This window comes from Sphingomonas sp. TDK1, assembly GCF_001650735.1.
Taxonomy (GTDB): Bacteria; Pseudomonadota; Alphaproteobacteria; order Sphingomonadales; family Sphingomonadaceae; genus Sphingomonas.
This window is the reverse complement of the sequence record NZ_LXVY01000025.1, coordinates 17319-34391: the sequence shown is the minus strand read 5'-3', so window position 1 is coordinate 34391 and position 17073 is coordinate 17319. Positions and strand designations below refer to the sequence as shown.

Annotated in this window: 17 protein-coding genes; 13 read left to right on the top strand and 4 right to left on the bottom strand. The window is 67.4% G+C overall.

Annotation, left to right across the window (positions count from 1 at the left end; translation table 11 throughout):
• The first annotated feature begins 121 nt into the window (after positions 1–121).
• From A7X12_RS13560 to A7X12_RS13520, 9 genes are all read left to right on the top strand, one after another.
• Complete coding sequence (locus A7X12_RS13560) at positions 122–1774, top strand: electron transfer flavoprotein-ubiquinone oxidoreductase (RefSeq protein WP_064312112.1); 1653 nt, start codon at positions 122–124, stop codon at positions 1772–1774.
• Positions 1749–3335: a tetratricopeptide repeat protein gene (locus tag A7X12_RS13555; protein ID WP_232318505.1), complete on the top strand. Its 1587-nt coding sequence runs from the start codon at positions 1749–1751 to the stop codon at positions 3333–3335. The genes A7X12_RS13560 and A7X12_RS13555 overlap by 26 nt, the downstream gene beginning before the upstream one ends.
• A gap of 18 nt (positions 3336–3353) precedes the next feature.
• The gene (locus A7X12_RS13550; protein ID WP_064312111.1) at positions 3354–4190 is read left to right on the top strand and encodes a 4-(cytidine 5'-diphospho)-2-C-methyl-D-erythritol kinase; all 837 of its coding nucleotides are present in this window, start codon (positions 3354–3356) and stop codon (positions 4188–4190) included.
• 157 nt (positions 4191–4347) lie between these two features.
• The gene (locus tag A7X12_RS13545; protein WP_064312110.1) at positions 4348–5082 is read left to right on the top strand and encodes an enoyl-CoA hydratase/isomerase family protein; all 735 of its coding nucleotides are present in this window, start codon (positions 4348–4350) and stop codon (positions 5080–5082) included.
• Positions 5079–5810 carry an N-formylglutamate amidohydrolase gene (locus A7X12_RS13540; RefSeq protein ID WP_064312109.1) on the top strand — a complete coding sequence of 244 codons (732 nt, stop codon included), beginning with the start codon at positions 5079–5081 and terminating at the stop codon, positions 5808–5810. Before A7X12_RS13545 ends, A7X12_RS13540 begins: the two co-directional genes overlap by 4 nt.
• Before the next feature lie 11 nt (positions 5811–5821).
• Positions 5822–7543, top strand: coding sequence for a dihydroxy-acid dehydratase (ilvD, locus tag A7X12_RS13535; protein ID WP_064312108.1), 1722 nt, complete (start codon positions 5822–5824; stop codon positions 7541–7543).
• A 106-nt stretch (positions 7544–7649) separates the two neighbouring features.
• On the top strand, positions 7650–7865 hold the full coding sequence (locus A7X12_RS25145; protein ID WP_232318504.1) for a hypothetical protein: 216 nt from the start codon (positions 7650–7652) through the stop codon (positions 7863–7865).
• The gene (locus A7X12_RS13525; protein WP_064312106.1) at positions 7862–9265 is read left to right on the top strand and encodes a bifunctional ADP-dependent NAD(P)H-hydrate dehydratase/NAD(P)H-hydrate epimerase; all 1404 of its coding nucleotides are present in this window, start codon (positions 7862–7864) and stop codon (positions 9263–9265) included. Before A7X12_RS25145 ends, A7X12_RS13525 begins: the two co-directional genes overlap by 4 nt.
• On the top strand, positions 9262–10452 hold the full coding sequence (locus A7X12_RS13520) for a class I SAM-dependent RNA methyltransferase (protein WP_198162033.1): 1191 nt from the start codon (positions 9262–9264) through the stop codon (positions 10450–10452). The genes A7X12_RS13525 and A7X12_RS13520 overlap by 4 nt, the downstream gene beginning before the upstream one ends.
• On the opposite strand, the gene truA is transcribed toward A7X12_RS13520, so the two are convergent.
• Positions 10442–11188 carry a tRNA pseudouridine(38-40) synthase TruA gene (truA, locus tag A7X12_RS13515; protein ID WP_064312104.1) on the bottom strand — a complete coding sequence of 249 codons (747 nt, stop codon included), beginning with the start codon at positions 11186–11188 and terminating at the stop codon, positions 10442–10444. The two genes, A7X12_RS13520 and truA, sit on opposite strands and share 11 nt — an antisense overlap.
• Positions 11185–12087 carry a methionyl-tRNA formyltransferase gene (gene fmt, locus A7X12_RS13510; RefSeq protein WP_064312103.1) on the bottom strand — a complete coding sequence of 301 codons (903 nt, stop codon included), beginning with the start codon at positions 12085–12087 and terminating at the stop codon, positions 11185–11187. The genes truA and fmt overlap by 4 nt, the downstream gene beginning before the upstream one ends.
• A 53-nt stretch (positions 12088–12140) precedes the next feature.
• Between fmt and recR the strand changes: the two genes are divergently transcribed.
• The 4 genes from recR to A7X12_RS13490 all read left to right on the top strand — a co-directional run bounded on the left by recR (position 12141) and on the right by A7X12_RS13490 (position 15706).
• Positions 12141–12737, top strand: coding sequence for a recombination mediator RecR (gene recR / locus A7X12_RS13505; RefSeq protein ID WP_064312102.1), 597 nt, complete (start codon positions 12141–12143; stop codon positions 12735–12737).
• Between the two features lie 31 nt (positions 12738–12768).
• The gene (gene def, locus A7X12_RS13500; protein WP_064312101.1) at positions 12769–13293 is read left to right on the top strand and encodes a peptide deformylase; all 525 of its coding nucleotides are present in this window, start codon (positions 12769–12771) and stop codon (positions 13291–13293) included.
• 253 nt (positions 13294–13546) lie between these two features.
• Positions 13547–14950 (top strand): DNA recombination protein RmuC, encoded by a 1404-nt coding sequence (locus A7X12_RS13495; RefSeq protein ID WP_198162032.1) that lies wholly within the window; start codon positions 13547–13549, stop codon positions 14948–14950.
• A 6-nt stretch (positions 14951–14956) separates the two neighbouring features.
• Positions 14957–15706: an AAA family ATPase gene (locus A7X12_RS13490; RefSeq protein WP_064312100.1), complete on the top strand. Its 750-nt coding sequence runs from the start codon at positions 14957–14959 to the stop codon at positions 15704–15706.
• Positions 15707–15761: 55 nt separating this feature from the next.
• Here A7X12_RS13490 and A7X12_RS13485 read toward each other — a convergent pair whose 3' ends face one another.
• Positions 15762–16265: an META domain-containing protein gene (locus tag A7X12_RS13485; RefSeq protein ID WP_064312099.1), complete on the bottom strand. Its 504-nt coding sequence runs from the start codon at positions 16263–16265 to the stop codon at positions 15762–15764.
• Positions 16234–17037, bottom strand: coding sequence for a TrmH family RNA methyltransferase (locus A7X12_RS13480; protein ID WP_064312098.1), 804 nt, complete (start codon positions 17035–17037; stop codon positions 16234–16236). Before A7X12_RS13480 ends, A7X12_RS13485 begins: the two co-directional genes overlap by 32 nt.
• Positions 17038–17073: the final 36 nt, after the last annotated feature.

The window sequence follows — 17073 nt, the reverse complement described above, 5'->3', positions numbered from 1 at the left end:
TGAATCCCAGTTGACGGCGGGGTCAATCTGGCTTCATCGCCGGATAGACGGAACGTTGCGCGGGCACGACGACAGGTGGCCGCAAGGGCCGTGTTAGTACGAAGGACTTAGGGGAACAAGGATGAGCGAACGGGAGTCGATGCCCTATGACGTCGTGATCGTCGGCGCGGGGCCTGCCGGTCTTTCCGCGGCGATCCGGCTCAAGCAGCTGGCGAACGAGGCGGGTGCCGAGCTCTCGGTGTGCGTGCTGGAGAAGGGCTCCGAGGTCGGCGCGCATATCCTGTCGGGCGCGGTCGTCGATCCGAAGTCGCTCGACGAGCTGCTGCCGAACTGGCGCGACGATGGCTGCCCGCTGGCGCGCACGCCGGTGACCGAGAACCATCACTGGGTCCTGAGTGAGAAGGGCAAGTCCGCCTATCCGGAGTTTCTTACCCCGCCCTATCTGCACAACAAGGGCACCTACACGGGCAGCCTGGGAAATCTCTGCCGCTGGATGGCGGAGAAGGCCGGCGAGCTCGGCGTGGAGATTTTCCCGGGCTTCGCCGCCGCAGAGGTGCTCTACAACGAAGACGGCAGCGTGAAGGGCGTCGCCACGGGCGACATGGGCGTAGCCAAGGACGGCGAGCACAAGCCGGACTATCAGCCTGGTCTGGAGATCCACGCCAAATACACCTTCCTGTCCGAGGGCTGCCGCGGACACCTGTCCAAGCAGATGATCCGCCAATTCGAGCTGGACGCCGAGAGCCAGCCGCAGGTGTATGGCATCGGCATCAAGGAGCTGTGGGACATCGACCCCGCCAAGCACGCGCCGGGCCGGGTGATCCACACCCAGGGCTGGCCGCTGACTGACGGCAGCAACGGCGGGGGGTTCATCTATCATCAGGCGGACGGCCAGGTCGCGATCGGCTTCGTCGTCTGGCTGGGGTACAAGAACCCATGGCTGTCGCCCTTCCAGGAAATGCAACGCTGGAAGACGCATCCGGAGATCGCCGAACTCCTGAAGGGTGCGAAGCGCGTGTCTTACGGCGCGCGGGCAATCTCCGACGGCGGCTGGCAGTCGGTGCCGAAGCTGGTTGCGCCGGGCCTTGCGCTGATCGGCGACAGTGCCGGCTTCCTCAACGTACCGCGGATCAAGGGCACGCATACCGCGATGAAGAGCGGGATGATGGCGGCCGAGGCGGCCTTCGCGGCAATCCAGGCCGGTCGTTCGAGCGACGCACTAACCGCCTATCCGGAAGCCTATGAGGCGAGCTGGGTCTACAAGGAACTCCGCGGCGTCCGCAACGTGGCGCCTTTGGTCAAGAAGTTCGGCGACACGTGGGGCACGCTGCTAGCGGGCGCGGCGATGTGGAGCGAGCATCTCGGTCTGCGCTGGCCGCTGACGATGAAGCATAAGCCCGACAATGAGGGGCTGCTCCGTGCCGACCAAGCGCCGAAGATCGACTATCCCAAGCCCGACGGCGTACTCACCTTCGATCGGCTCTCCTCGGTCTTCGTCTCGAATACCAACCATGAGGAGGACCAGCCGGTCCATCTGACGCTGAAGGACAAGGATATTCCGATTGGGTACAATCTGCCGATGTACGCCGAGCCTGCGCAGCGTTATTGTCCCGCGGGTGTGTATGAGGTCGTAGGGGAAGGCGATGATCTGCGTTTCCAGATCAACGCGCAGAATTGCGTGCACTGCAAGACCTGCGACATCAAGGATCCTACCCAAAACATCAACTGGGTGGTGCCCGAAGGTGGCGGTGGTCCCAATTATCCGAACATGTAGCGCCGGTTTCGCGCTGCTGCTGGCCCTTCCTGCAGCGGCGCAGACGGCCGACCTTACCGACTATGTCCGCGCCCGTGCCGCCGATGCTTCGGGGGCGGCCGCGATTGCAGCGCAGGGCTATGGCCGGGCGCTGACGGTGGCGCCCGACGATCCGGTAATTGCGCTTCGTGCCTATCGCCAGGCGCTGATGGCCGGCGACGTACCGCTCGTGACCCGCGCAGCGGCGGTAATGGAGAAGGCGGGCGCCCCCCCACCCGATGCCGCGCTGGTCGACATGACCGTCGCGCTCGCGGCGGGTGATCAGCCCCGTGCAGCCGATGCCGTGAAGCGGCTGAAGGGTACCCCGTTCGATTTCCTTATGCCCATCTTCGCCGCGTGGCTGGCGCAGGCGCGCGGGCTGGACGGTGTTGCCGTACTCGACCGCGCCGATATGGGTGCGCTCGCCCGCCGTTATGCTGCCACGCAGCGGGCGCTGCTGCTGATGGCGCAGGGCAAGGACGACTCCGCCGCGCTGGCGGCGATGGCGGCGCTGGCCGGCGACGGCGACGAGGACGCTCGGATCGACCTCGCAACGGTGCGCGGCCGGGAAGGCGGCCGCTTTCTGCTGGATGCCGCCGGGCCCGAACTGGAGGCGGTGGCGCGAACCCTGGGGCCGGCGCGGCCGGTAACGATCAGCTACGGCATTTCCCGCCTGTTTCGCGCCATGGCGAGCGATCTGGGGGGCGACCGCATGGCGGTGCTGACTATCGTGCTCAGCCGCTGCGCGCTGATCCTCGACCCCAACGAGCAGCGCTCGCGCATCCTGCTGGCCCAGGCGCTGCATGGCGCGGGCGCGGAGGACCTCGCGCTGCAGACGCTGGCGGCTGTCCCCAAGGATAGTCCGTTCGCCCGTCGTGCCGCCGGGGTGCGAATCTCGGTGTTCCGCGATTCTGGTCGCGCGGAAGCAGCGCTGGCTGACGCCAAGGCGCTTGCCGAGGATCGCCGGGCAACACCGATGGAAGTGGAGCGCTATGCCGAACTTCTGAACGATACCGGCCGCCACGATGCCGCGGCCCGGGTCTATGGCGAGGCGCTGCGGCGCGGCGGCGAGGGGAGCGCCGATCTGCATCTCGATCATGGCCTGGCGCTGGAGCAGGCGGGGCGCTGGGACCAGGCCTTGCCAGAGCTCCGAAGGGCGGCCGAGCTTGCACCGAACCGCGTCGAGGCGCTTCGGACGCTGGGCGTTGCGCTGATCGAGCATGGCGGAGACGCGGGGGAAGCGGTGCGCCTGCTCGAACGCGCCCGGAGGATCGCGCCCCAGGACGCAGAGGTCGCTGACGCGCTGGGCTGGGCCTATGTTCGGCAGGGCGATGTAGTGCGCGGGGTTCCGCTGCTGGAGGCGGCGACACGAAACGATCCTGCCGGCACTGCCGCAAACGAGCATCTGGGCGACGCCTATTGGCAGTTGGGTCGCGCGTTCGAGGCGCGGTATGCTTGGCGTGCCGCAGCGGTTCATGCTGCGCCGGCCGATGCCGCGCGTATCGCCCGCAAGCTGAACGAGGGGCTGACGGGCGCCTCGTGATCGCGCTAGTGGGGCTCGATGCCAGACCTTCGCACCGTCATCGAGCCTGCGCGCGCCAAGCTCAACCTCGCGCTTCATGTCCGCTGTCGCCGACCGGACGGCTATCATGAGCTGGAGACGCTGTTCGCCTTTGTCGAGTACGGTGACAGCGTGCAGGTGACGCCAGCGGAGGCGGATTGCTTCCGCCTTACGGGGCCGTTTGCTGAGATATTGGCGGGGGAGGGCGACAATCTCGTCACCCATGCTGCGGCACGGTTCCGCGACGTCTTCGGTGGCGGCGCGCATGGCATCGTGCTGGAGAAGTACTTGCCGGTCGCATCCGGCATCGGGGGGGGCTCTGCCGACGCCGCTGCCACCCTACGCGCGCTGGCGACGCTTCACGACGTGGATCTTCTCGACCCGCGCCTGTTCGCGATTGCCGACAGCCTCGGTTCCGACGTGCCCGCCTGTTTGCTCGGCCGAACAGCACTGGGGCAGGGGCGTGGCGAGCAGCTGGCGCCGCTGGAGGGTCTGACAGGCATGCCGGTACTGTTGGTCAATCCGGGCGTCGGTGTTTCCACGGCCGCGGTGTTCAACGCCTGGGACGGCGTAGACCGCGGGCCGATCGGCGCGGGCGACCTGCTGTCGATGGCACAAGCGGGCCGCAACGATCTTGAGCTTCCCGCTCGAGGGATCGCGCCCGAAATCGATGCGGTGCTGGCGGTGCTTGGCAAGCAAGCTGGGGTGTGCCTCGCCCGGATGTCGGGATCGGGGGCAACCTGCTTCGCACTGTTTGACTCTGATGCCGCACGGGACGCCGCCGCGACGGCATTGGCGCGACCCGGCTGGTGGTTGGCCGCGACCCACCTTGTGTGAGACGGTAAGCGAATCTTTACCGTTTTGAGACACATAGGTTTCGGCGGATCTGACGCAGCGCGAACGTCCGCCCTTGGCCCGCGGGTGCGCTCCCTTGCCGGAGTCCACCCGCGCGCCATCGCGTGACTTGGCTGCTGGGATCGGGCACAGCCTCCTCATGATCGAAGTTCGTTGGGATGGGCCGATCGCCACGATCGCGCTCGCACGGGGATCAGCGCGCAACGCCGTGCGAATCGCCGGTTGGGAGCAACTCGCCGCGGCGGTTGCCGGCTTGGGTGCGGCGCGCGCGGTGATCCTGCTATCGGACATGCCGGGAACCTTCTCGGCCGGCGCCGATATCGGCGAATTTCCAGGCCTTCAGGCGAATCCCGCGGAGCGGACCCGCTTCCGGCGCGCCATGCGCGGTGGGATCGAAGCGCTCGCGGCGCTGCCGATGCCGGTGCTGGCGGCGATCGACGGTGGCTGCTTCGGCGCTGCAGTGGCACTGATCCTAGCGACTGATCTGCGTATCGCAGGGGACGCCGCGCAGTTCGCGGTTCCGCCGGCGCGCCTGGGGCTCGGCTATCCGCGCGAGGATGTCGTCCGGCTGGCGGCGCAGATTGGACATGGGCAGGCGAGTGCGCTGCTGTTCACCGGTGAGACCGTCGATGCCGATGCCGCGGCACGTCTTGGCTTGGTCGAGCGCCGTTCGCCCGACGCCGCGGCCGCGGCGGCCACACTGGCGGAACGGATAGCGAGCAACGCGCCCGCTGCGATCCGCCAACTGAAGCGGGCGCTTCGCCATCCCTCGGACCTCGGGCTCGATACTGCCTTCGACGCAGCCTTTGGCGGTACCGAACTCGCCGAAGGACTGGCGGCGTTTCATGCGCGTCGTCCGCCGGTGTTCGCGTGAGCGTGGCGGAACAGCTGCCGGGCGCTGCCAGCGATGTGCTCCTGCTGTGCGATCATGCATCGAACGCAGTGCCGCCGGATATCGACCTGGGGATCGACCCCGCGCTGCTGAATTTGCACATCGGCGTGGATATTGGTGCTGCCGACGTGACGCGGGCCCTGTCGGCGCGTCTCGGCGCGCCGGGCATCCTCGCCACGGTATCGCGGCTGGTGATCGATCTTCATCGCGAACCCGACCACGCTGGCCTGATTCCCGCGACGAGTGACGGCCATCGCATTCCCGGTAACGCGGATGCGGACCGGCGCGCGCGTATCGCCCGCTTTCACGCGCCCTATCACCGGTTGTTGCGCGACCAGGTCCGGCGCCAGCGACCCCGACTGATCCTGTCGATTCACAGCTTCACCCCGCGACTTGAGCAAGGCGGCATCGAGCGCCCTTGGGAAATCGGCATCCTCTACAATCGCGATGCACGCGCTGCCCGTCCGGCGGTGGCGTGGTTGCGGGGCCTAGGGCTGGCGACCGGGGATAACGAGCCTTATTCCGGGCGCCTGCTGAACGCGACGCTGAATCGCCATGCCGAAGCGCAAGGCATTCCCTCGATCGCGATCGAAATCCGCAATGACCTTATTCGCGACGATGTTGGTGTGCAGCGATGGGCGGAGAGGCTAGAGGCACTTACGCTTTTTCTGCGCAACACTCTTGCGCGAAAGGGTGTTCTCGCGACATAGGCTTGCGCGCCATGACCAACCGATTCGATAAATCCAAGCTCCCCAGCCGCCATGTTTCCGTGGGGCCTGAGCGCGCACCGCACCGCAGCTATTACTATGCCATGGGTATCCCGGAAGAGGATATCGCCAAGCCGTTCGTCGCCGTGGCGAGCGCGGGCAACGATAGTGCCCCTTGCAACACCACCCTGGATTTTCAGGCCGATGCGGCCCGTCAGGGCGTGATCGCCAATGGTGGCATGCCGCGCCGCTTCAACACGATCACGGTGACCGACGGCATCGCCATGGGCCATCAGGGGATGAAGTCCTCGCTGGTCAGTCGCGAAGTGATCGCCGATTCGGTCGAACTCAGTGTGCGCGGTCACTGCTATGACGCGCTGGTCGCCTTTGCCGGCTGCGACAAGTCGCTGCCGGGCATGATGATGGCGATGCTGCGTCTCAACATCCCATCGATCTTCGTCTATGGTGGCTCGATCCTGCCGGGCCGTTTCGAGGACCGCGACGTCACCGTTGTCGACGTGTTCGAGGCTGTGGGCAAGTTCGCCGCCGGCAACTGCCCGCTCAAGGATCTTACCGCACTCGAAAAGGTCGCCTGTCCGGGACACGGCGCTTGTGGCGGCCAGTTCACCGCCAACACCATGGCCTGTGTGGGTGAAGCAATGGGATTGTCGTTGCCGAACAGCAACATGGTCCCGGCACCGTATAAGAGCCGCGAAGAGATCGCAATTGCCGCCGGCGCGCAGGTTATGAACCTGCTCGAGATGAACCTGCGGCCGCGCGATATCGCCACGCGCGCCGCCTTCATCAACGCCGCCCGCGTCGTGGCGGCGACCGGGGGGTCGACCAACGCCGCGCTCCACCTGCCGGCAATGGCAAATGAAGCGGGTATCGACTTCGATCTGCACGATGTAGCCGAGGCATTTAAATCAACCCCTTACATCGCTGACCTCAAGCCTGGCGGTACGTATGTCGCCAAGGACATGCATGCGGCAGGCGGTGTCTACATGCTGATGAAGACGATGCTGGCGAATGGCCTGCTCGACGGCAGCTGCATGACGGTGACGGGCAAGACGCTCGGCGAGAACATCGATCAGGTCACCTGGAACCCCGACCAGAAGGTGATCTACGACGTGAAGACGCCGATCACCCCCACGGGCGGCGTCGTGGGCCTGCGCGGTTCGCTCGCGCCCGAAGGGGCGATCGTGAAGGTGGCGGGCATGCATCGGCTTCAGTTCACCGGTCCGGCGCGGGTGTTCGACTGCGAGGAGGATGCCTTCCAGGCGGTGGAGAATCGCCAGATCAACGAGGGCGAGGTCATCATCATCCGCTATGAGGGGCCGAAGGGCGGCCCGGGCATGCGCGAAATGTTGTCGACCACCGCGGCGCTTTACGGGCTCGGCATGGGTGAGAAGGTGGCGCTGATTACCGATGGCCGCTTTTCGGGCGGTACGCGGGGCTTCTGCATCGGCCATGTCGGCCCAGAAGCGGCCGAGGGCGGTCCGATCGCGCTGGTCGAGGACGGCGATTCCATCCACATCGACGCCGAAGCGGGCACGATCGATCTCGACGTCCCGGAAGACGTTCTGGCCGAGCGTCGCGCGCGGTGGCGGCCGCGGGTGAACGATTACCAGTCAGGGGCGCTCTATCGCTATTCGCAGAATGTCGGTCCGGCCTACCAGGGCGCGGTCACGCACCCAGGTGCCAAGGCCGAGCGGCATGTTTACGCGGATATCTAGCCTCTTGCTCTTACTGCCTGTCGCGAGCTGCGGTGCCGATCGGGCTCCGCAGCTCGCGCATCAAGCAGGGGAGACGATTGCGTGCGGGCCTGTCGGGGAAACCCTCTTGCCGGTCTGCACGGCTGAACGCGATGGTGATGGACTGCTGATCCTCCGCCACCCTGATGGCGGCTTTCGCCGCCTCCGGATCGACGGTAATTCGCTTTCCGCCGCGGACGGCGCCGAGCCTGCCATGGTCCGGCGTCACGGCGGCGAGGTCGAACTGACCATTGGCGGCATGCGCTATCGCCTGAACGGGAAGGGCGCTACAGCAGGGGGATGATCCCGCCCGGCGCTCCGATCCTCACCGCTGACGCGATGCGTGCCGCCGAAGAGGCGATGTTCGCACGCGGTGTCTCGCAGGACGAACTGATGGAGCGCGCAGGCGCGGCAATTGCCCGCGAGGCAATCCGCTTCGCCATGGGGCGGCCCGTACTGGTGCTCGCAGGCCCCGGAAACAATGGCGGGGATGCCTATGTTGTTGCTCGGGTTTTGCGAAAGGCGGGGCTCGATGTGCTGGTCGCAGCATCGGGTGCGCCGAAGCCGGGCGCAGCCGAGCGAATGCATGCGCGCTGGGACGGGCCGACCACGTCACTCTACGGCGCCCCGGTCCGGCCGGTCGTGATCGATGGCTTGTTCGGCATCGGCGTTACCCGCCCTGTCGACCGTAGCATTGGGGCGGTGCTGGGCGAATTGGTGCGTGGTGCCGATTTTACGCTGGCGATCGATCTTCCCTCCGGCATGGATACCGACAGCGGCGCGGAATTGGGCGCACCGCGCGGCGTGAATGCCACCGTGGCGCTGGGTGCGCTCAAACCAGCGCATGTGCTAAACGACGGTCTCTCGCGATGTGGGCATGTGCTGCTTGCGGATATTGGCATTGCGACAGACGGGGCGTGGCGCACGGTGGTGCGGCCGGTTTTGGACACGCCTGGGCCACAGAGCCACAAATATAGCCGCGGGTTGGTAGCCGTGGTGGAAGGGGCGATGCCAGGCGCCGGTCGTCTTGCGGCGCGAGCGGCGATGGCGAGCGGCGCTGGCTATGTCATGTTGGCAGGGCCAGATCCGGCGGGCCCTGCGCCCGATGCGCTGGTTCGCCGAACGATCGACGATGCGGACGACCTTGCCGATTTTCTTGCAGGTGACCGGATCGACGCCATCGTGCTCGGTCCTGGCCTCGGCCGCGACCGGCGCGCCGAGACATTTTTGCGTGCCGGGCTCGCGGCGGAAAAACCGATCGTGCTGGACGGCGACGCGCTCAGCCTGCTCGGCACCGGCGCGGCGACTGCGCTGGCGGCACGGGAAGCACCGGTCTGGATCACCCCGCATGAAGGCGAGTTCGACCGGATGTTCAACGGCTCGGGCAGCAAGATAGGACGTACGCTTGAGGCTGCCGCTGCAAGCGGTGCGACGGTGATCCACAAGGGCGGCGACACGGTGATCGCCGGGCCGGACGGTAGCGTTCGCGTACTTGCCGGGGCCTCGCCCTGGCTGTCCACGGCGGGTACCGGCGATGTCCTCGCAGGTGTGCTGGGGGCGCAGATAGGGCGGGGCGGCAGCGGTGTCGATCCGGCGGCGGCGGCGGTATGGCTGCACGGCCGCGCGGCGCAGCTTGCAGGCCCGGCATTTTTCGCCGATCAGCTCGTCGCTCAACTGGCGGAAGCGTGTTCGGAATGTCTGTGAGCGAAGTCGAAGTGGTGCGTGTCGCCGCACGGGGCGATGGGGTGACCAGCGACGGCCGGCATTTTCCTTTCACCGCACCGGGTGACTGGGTCGGCGAGAATGGCGCGATCCGCTTCGGCCCGCACCATCAGGCACCGCCTTGCCGGCATTTCCCGGAATGCGGCGGTTGCCAGCTCCAGCATCTTGACGATGCCGTGTGGAGCCGCTTCCTTGCCGAACGCGTGCGCACCGCACTTGCAGCGCAAGGGCTGGAGACGGAAATCCGCACGCCGCTGCTTTCGCCGCCGCGCACCCGCCGCCGGGCAACACTCCATGCCGAGCGACGCGGCAAGCAGGTGCGGATCGGCTTCACCGAGGCGGGCAGCCACAAGCTGATCGACCTAGGCGAATGCCATGTCCTCGCGCCTGAACTGTTCGCGCTGCTGGCGCCGCTCCGCCGGCTCTTCGCAACGCTCCTTCCTGATGCGCGGCGGGTGAACGTGCATCTCGCCTTGAGCGACCAGGGGCGCGACGTGTTGGTCGAAGGCATCGATCCGGAGGGGCTGGCCGCGGCCGAGGCGATCACGGCCTTTGCCGAGGCCGAGAAGCTGGCGCGGTTTGCGATCGACGAGGGCTTCGGCCCCACCGCGCGCTGGGAGCCGGTGCCGGTAACGATCACGCTGGGCGGTGTCGCCGTGCCGCTGCCGAGCGGAAGCTTCCTGCAAGCGACTCCGGAGGGGGAGGCGGCGTTGATCGCGGCCGTGCGCAAGATCGTCGGCGAGGCGCGCACCGTGGCGGATCTGTTCGCCGGGCTCGGCACCTTCACCTTCGCGCTGGACAAGGCGCGCGTTTATGCGGGCGAGGCCGCGCGCGACGCGATCCTGTCGCTAAAGGCCGCAGCGGGCGCGGCGGGGCGGCAGGTCTTCGGCGATCATCGTGACCTGTTCCGTCGGCCGGTGACGACCGCGGAGCTGGACCGGTTCGATGTGGTGGTGCTCGATCCCCCGCGCGCCGGCGCACGGGAACAGGTGGGCGAACTGTCCGCCTCCAAGGCTTCGCTTGTCGCGTATGTATCCTGTAATCCCAGTACGTTCGCGCGCGATGCAGAGATTTTATGCGAAGGTGGTTACCGGTTGGAATGGGTACAGCCGGTGGGGCAGTTCCGCTGGTCGACGCATGTTGAACTGGCGGCGAAGTTCAGTCGCTAGGATATTCTGCGCGGAGGAAAAACAACCCGTCCGGGGGTGCATTGAGTCCGAGCGTGGTTCGGTCTTGCGCTTCCAGCGCATCGCGGACGTCCTCCGGTATCCATTTGCCTTGGCCTACCAGTGACAAGCAGCCGACCATCGAGCGTACCTGATGGTGCAGGAACGAACGCGCCGAGGCGAACACGCTGATCCGTTCGCCCGATGCCACGACGTCGAGCCGATCGAGGGTGCGCACCGGGCTTTCGGCCTGGCAATGGGCCGAGCGGAAGGTGGTGAAGTCGTGGCGACCGACCAGATAGGTAGCTGCTTTCTGCATTGCAGCGACGTCCAATAGTCCGGAGAGCCGCCAGGCCAGTCCCTTTTCCCATGTCAGCGGTGCGCGACGGGTTATGATCCGATATTCGTAATGACGGCTAAGGCACGAGAAACGCGCGTGCCAATCGTCCGAAACTTCCTCACAGGCGAGGATCGCCACCGGGTTGGGCCGGATGCGGGCGTTGAGCGCCTCCATCAGCCGGAACGGGGCGATCGGCTTGGCGATGTCCAGATGCGCGCGCATGCCGAGGCCGTGCACGCCCGCATCGGTCCGGCCCGCCGCATGGACCACCACATCTTCGCCGGTCACCGCATAAGCGGCATCCTCGATCGCCTGCTGCACGCTCGGGCCGTGATCCTGGCGCTGCCAGCCCATGAACGGGCGGCCGTCGAACTCCACCGTGAGCGCGAAGCGCGTCAAAGCTGGGTTCCCGCCGGGATGGGGAAGCCACGCAGCAGCTCGCCGACCGTCATCACGCCGCGACCGGCGCGCTGGATCGAGGTCGGTCGGATCGCGCCTTCGCCGCAATGGATCAGCAGGTCTTCGCCCACCGTGCCGGCCGGGCCATGCGCGTCGACCAGATCGGCGGCATGGACGCGGAAGCGTTCGCCGTTCAGTTCGAAGAACGCGCCCGGTGCCGGGTTGAACGCGCGTACCGCCCGCTCAACCTCGACCGCGCTGCGGGTGAAGTCCAACCGCGCCTCGGCCTTGTCGATCTTGGCGGCATAGGTGATGCCTTCCTCGGGCTGGGCGACGGCCGGGTAGGCGTCGAAGTCCGCCAGCACCTGCACCATCAGTCGCGCACCCATCGTGCTCAGCTCGGCGCGGAGATCGCCGGCGGTCTTGCGATCGATCGGCGTGCGCCCTTCCAGTCGCACGGGGCCGGTATCGAGCCCCGCTTCCATCTGCATGATGCCGACGCCGGTCTCGGCATCGCCGGCTAGGGTCGCGCGCTCGATCGGGGCGGCGCCGCGCCAGCGCGGGAGCAGTGAGCCATGAACGTTGAGGCATCCAAGCCGTGGCGCGGCCAGCACTGTCTTGGGCAGGATCAGGCCGTACGCCGCAACCACCGCGACATCGGCGTCGAGCGCCGCCAGTGCTGCCTGCTCCTCGGGACCCTTGAGGCTGAGCGGCGTGCGCACCGCGATCCCCAGTGCCTCGGCGCGGGCATGGACCGGGGAGGGGGTCAGCGCCTTGCCGCGCCGACCGCCGGGGCGGGGCGGTTGGCTATAGGCGGCGGCGATGTCGTGCCCGGCCTCGACCAAAGCGTCGAGGACGGGAACCGCGAATTCGGGAGTGCCCATGAACAGGATGCGCATGTGTCCCCCTCAACCGCTTGGCAGGCGCGCATGCAAGCCCCTATGTGACGCATATGGCCTCTCCCGAAATCGAAGCGCTGACCCAGGCCCTGTCGCGGCTGCCCGGTTTCGGGCCGCGATCGGCGCGGCGGGCAGTGCTCCACCTGCTCAAGAAGCGCGAGACGACGCTCGACCCGCTGCTCGCGGCGCTCAGCGCGGTGAGCCAGAAACTCACCACCTGCCACATCTGCGGCAATGTCGACACGCACGACCCTTGCGCGATCTGCGCCGATCCGCGACGCGACGACCGTTCGCTGTGCGTGGTGGAGGAAGTCGCCGACCTCTGGGCACTCGATCGCGCGCGGCTGTTCCCCGGCCGCTTCCATGTGCTCGGCGGCAAGCTTTCCGCGCTCGACGGGGTGCGGCCCGAGGACTTGCGCATCGACGCGCTGGTCCGACGCGTCGGCGCGGGCGGCATCGACGAGGTGGTCCTTGCGATGAACGCCACGCTCGAGGGGCAGACCACCGCGCACTATGTTTCCGAACGGCTGGAGGCCTTTCCGATCCGCGTCACCCAGCTCGCCCACGGCCTGCCGGTGGGAGGCGAACTCGATTATCTCGACGAGGGCACGCTGGCCCAGGCGCTCCGCGCACGCCGCCCGGTTGCTTGACGCTCACGCCCCGCTCTCCTAAATTTAGGCGATGGCCATCCTCCCCATCGTCGAAGTACCCGATCCGCGTCTGCGTCTCGTCTCCACCCCTGTCGAGGCGGTCGATGACGACATTCGCACGCTGATCGGCGACATGTTCGACACGATGTACGATGCGCCGGGCATCGGCCTCGCCGCGATCCAGGTGGGCGTGCCCAAGCGGCTGATCGTGATGGACCTGCAGGAGGAAGAGGACGAGGAAGGCAAGCCGATCCGGCACCCGCGCGTCTTCATCAACCCCGAGATCCATGAGCCGGCCGAGGAATATTCGGTCTATACCGAGGGCTGCCTGTCCGTCCCCGACCAGTTCGCCGATGTCGAGCGCCCCGCGCGCTGCCGGGTGACCTGGCTGGACGAGAAGGGCGAGCAGCATGACGAGCTGTTCGAGGGCCTGCTCGCCACCTGCATCCAGCACGAGATGGACCATCTGGAGGGCATCGTGTTCCTCGACCATCTCTCGCGCCTCAAGCGCGACATGCTGCTGAAGAAGCTCAACAAGGCGCGCAAGGCGGCCTGAGGGCTCGTCGCACACCCCCAAACTGCCGTCATCCCGGCGAAAGCCGGGTTCCATTCGCCACTCCGTTTCGGCTTGAGCCGTGACGGGGACCCCAATGGATTCCGGCTTCGCCGGAATGACGATGCGTGGGTAACGGCGCCCCGCCACTTATCCACCAAACCCTCTCCCGCGCACGCCCAACCGACCGCACCCGCCCTTGCGGCCCCGTCCGCGCACGGGTAAGTTCGCGTCCTGTTCCCCGGGAGATTTGGCGTTGGATCCGTTCGTCGTTGCCTTTGTGATGGTTGCCCTGGTCGTGGGCGTGGTGGTCGGCTGGCTGATCGGCGCGCGCGGCACGAGCGAGGCGCGGGCCGAGAGCGCCCGGCGCGAGGCCGATTTCAAGGCCGCGATCACCGATCTCGCCATGGCCGAGGAACGCGTCGCCCAGCTCCCCCGCCTGCGCGAGGAAGCCGCGATGCTCCGCAACGAGCGCGACGCCGCCCGCATCGAGCTGGCCGAGCTCAAGGCCAAGGCCGGCGCCTTCGAGGAGCGGCTCACCGAGTTCGTCAACGCGCGCGAGATGATGGCCGGCCAGTTCCGCGAATCCGCCGCCAAGATGCTCGACGAGACGCAGCGCGCCTTTCTCGAGCGCGCCGAGGCGCGCTTCCACCAGGCGGGCGAGAAGAACGAAGAGCGGCTGCGCACGCTGCTCCAGCCGATCGACACCACGCTCAAGCGCTATGAGGAAGGGCTGCACCGCGTCGAGAAGGACCGCAACGACAGCTATGGCCAGCTGCGCGAGGCGATCAGCGCCGTGCAGGCCGGGCTGGGCGAGACCCGCGCGGAAACCTCCAAGCTGGTCAACGCGCTGCGCGCCGCGCCCAAGACGCGCGGCCGCTGGGGCGAGCAGCAGTTCCGCAACCTGATCGAGATCGCCGGGCTTTCCGGCCATGTCGATTTCGCGGCGGAAGTCTCGGTCACCACCGAGGACGGGATGCTGCGGCCGGACTTCATCATCCGCCTGCCGGGCGACCAGCAGCTGATCGTCGACGTGAAGTGCGTGCTCGACGGCTATCTCCAGGCGGCCGAGGCGACCAGCGCCGAGGAGCGCACCGCGGCGCTGAAGGCCCATGCGAAAGCGATGAGCACCCATGCCGACGCGCTGTCGCGCAAGGCCTATTGGGCGCAGTTCGAAAAGGCGCCCGATTTCGTGATCATGTACATCCCCGGCGACAATTTCCTGTCGAGCGCGCTGGAAGTGGACATGGAGCTGTGGGAGCGCGCGGCGCGCAACCGGGTGATCATCGCTGGCCCCTCGGCCTTCCTGCCGCTCGCCCGCACCGTTGCGGCGATGTGGCGCCAGCAGAAGCTGACCGAGGACGCCCGCGAAGTCGGCAAGCTGGGCAAGGAACTGTACGAGCGGCTGGCGACGGCGGCGAGCCACCTCAAGCGCGTCGGCGGCGGGCTGAACAGCGCGGTGGAGAATTACAACAAGTTCGTCGCGAGCTTCGAAGGCCGGGTGATGGTCTCCGCGCGGCGCTTCCAGGCGCTCAACGTGGATACCGGCAACAGCGCGCTGGACGCGATCGACACGGTCGACGTGATCGCGCGGGCGCCGACGGCGGAACTGCCGGCGCCGGGTGAGGGCGAGGTGGAGGAAGCGGCTGCGGCGGAGTGAGGAGGCATGGTGCGGTATCGACACACGAAGCTCCCGCCGCCCTATCTCAAGCGCGTCTGGCTGGACGGCGAAGCCGAGATCGATCGTAGTGCCTATCCCTGGTGCATGCCGCTGTTCCGGGGCGACTTCTCGCTCGAATTTGACATGCCCGTCACCATCATTGCGGGCGAGAACGGCGTCGGGAAGTCGACGCTGTTAGAGGCCATCGCCGTGCTCGCCGGCTTCGATGAGGCCGGCGGCGGCCCCGGCCATCGTGCGGTCGATCATAGTCGTGCGCTGGAGAGCAGCGGCGGCGCGCTTGTCTCGGCGCTCAAGGCGAGCTGGTTGCCCAAGATCGGTCAGGGCTGGTTCTTTCGCGCAGAAAGCTTCTTTTCCGTTGCCCGGTATCTCGATGACGCGGGCAGCCGCTCGGCTGACTTTCTCTCGCATTCGCATGGGGAAGGGTTTCTTCGCCTGTTTGAGGAGCGTTGCGCTCGGCCGGGGCTTTTTCTGTTCGACGAGCCCGAGTCCGCACTATCGCCCTTACGGCAGTTCGATTTCCTCAGGCTGCTTCGGCGGATTCAGGCGGCGGGGCAGGCGCAAGTCATCATGGCGACGCACTCGCCGATCCTGATGGCGCTGCCTGAGGCGCGGCTGTTGGGGATGGGCAAATTCGGTATCGACCCGGTGGAGCTGGAAGACACGCCACACTTCCGCATCCAGCGCCAATTTGCTTTCGATCCGCATGGCATGGTGCGCGATATGTTGGAGGAGTGAATTGCCGATTATCCCGGGTGACGACCTTCAGCCGGTAATGGAAGTTGCTTACTGGTCACCCCGCCGCCCGCACCAGCACCAGCGTCTTCCCCTCCCGCCCGGTCAGCAGCAGCCGGCCGCGATGGCTCTGGCGGACCGCCAGGCGTTGGTCGAGCAGGGCGAGCAGGGCCTTTTCTTGGGCGTTCAGCGCCGCCGAGCAGGCGCGGCGGGTGGTGATCACGCCGCCGGTGGTGAGATACCCCCGCTCCACCCGGTAATTGCCGCCCAGCGCGTTGCAGCCGGTATAGCCGCTGATCCGCAGCCCCTCCAGCTTCAGCCGCGCGCGGCTGCCGGGGACGGTCGGGTGCCCGTCGACCCCGGTCACGCGCCAGTCGCCGAGCAGCAGCTGCTCCTCTGCGTCGAGCGGGGGCGTCCCGGCGCGGGGCTGCTCGCGGACCGTCGGCGGCCCGGGCGCCTGCGCGGCGGCGGGGAGGGCGCCGCCGAGGCCGCACGCCAGCGCGAGGACTGCGGCGACCCGGCGTGCCAGCTCAAGCGTTCCGGAACTGGTTGCGTACTTCATAGGCCATCACCGCCGTTGCCACTGCCGCATTGAGGCTGTCCGCCTTGCCGAGCATGGGGATCTTTACCAGCAAATCGCAGGCGGCTTCCATATGCGGCGGCATGCCCTGCGCCTCGTTGCCGGTGAGCAGGAAGGTCGGCGCGGCGTAGCGCGGGGCCTGATAGTCGTGATCCGTATCGAGGCTGAGGCCGACAAGCTGGCCGGGGCCGGCGCGCAGCCAGGGCTCGAATTCCTCCCAGCGGGCGCGGGCGACCGGCACGGTGAACAGGGCACCCATGCTCGCGCGCACCGCCTCGACCGAGAAGGGATCGACGCAGTCGTCGAGCAGGATCAGCCCGCCGGCGCCCACCGCGTCGCCGGTGCGCAGGATGGTGCCGAGATTGCCGGGATCGCGCAGCCGCTCGGCGACCAGCCAGAGCGGCGCGGTGCTGCGGTCGATCGCGGCGAGGTCCAGCGCGAACTCCGGGTAGACGCCGACGACCGCGCCCGGATTGTCCTTGCCGGAGAGCTTGGAGAGGATGTCGGCATTGGTCTCGATCGCCTCGCCGCCCTGGGCCTCGGTGGCGGTGACCAGGGCGACGACCAGCGGGTGGCGAGCGGTCTCGGCGGTGTAGAACAGATAGTCGGGGATCCGGCCGGCCTCGCGCGCTTCGGTGAGGATGCGCAGGCCCTCGGCGAGGAACAGCCCCTCTTCGCGGCGGTGGCGCTTGTCACGCAGGTTGCGGATGCGCTTGATGAGAGGGTTGGAATAGGCGGTGATTTCGCGTGGCATCCGCGCGCTATAGGGCGGGATGGGGGCGGGGGCTAC